The sequence below is a fragment of the Escherichia sp. MOD1-EC5189 genome (assembly GCF_002966045.1).
Lineage (GTDB): Bacteria > Pseudomonadota > Gammaproteobacteria > Enterobacterales > Enterobacteriaceae > Escherichia > Escherichia coli_F.
The window spans coordinates 1-634 of sequence record NZ_PTRX01000106.1 but is presented as its reverse complement, the minus strand read 5'-3'; the positions used below and the strand labels follow the sequence as shown (position 1 = coordinate 634).

The following is a 634-nucleotide window of genomic DNA, read 5'->3' as shown; positions in this document are numbered from 1 at the left end:
ATCAGACAATCTGTGTGAGCACTGCAAAGTACAGTTCTTTAAGGTAAGGAGGTGATCCAACCGCAGGTTCCCCTACGGTTACCTTGTTACGACTTCACCCCAGTCATGAATCACAAAGTGGTAAGCGCCCTCCCGAAGGTTAAGCTACCTACTTCTTTTGCAACCCACTCCCATGGTGTGACGGGCGGTGTGTACAAGGCCCGGGAACGTATTCACCGTGGCATTCTGATCCACGATTACTAGCGATTCCGACTTCATGGAGTCGAGTTGCAGACTCCAATCCGGACTACGACGCACTTTATGAGGTCCGCTTGCTCTCGCGAGGTCGCTTCTCTTTGTATGCGCCATTGTAGCACGTGTGTAGCCCTGGTCGTAAGGGCCATGATGACTTGACGTCATCCCCACCTTCCTCCAGTTTATCACTGGCAGTCTCCTTTGAGTTCCCGGCCGGACCGCTGGCAACAAAGGATAAGGGTTGCGCTCGTTGCGGGACTTAACCCAACATTTCACAACACGAGCTGACGACAGCCATGCAGCACCTGTCTCACGGTTCCCGAAGGCACATTCTCATCTCTGAAAACTTCCGTGGATGTCAAGACCAGGTAAGGTTCTTCGCGTTGCATCGAATTAAACC

1 rRNA gene is annotated in these 634 nt (G+C 52.4%); it reads right to left on the bottom strand.

The features are described 5' to 3' along the window. Positions 1–44: 44 nt before the first annotated feature. Positions 45–634 (bottom strand): 16S ribosomal RNA (locus tag ATB02_RS25745); the annotation flags it as partial.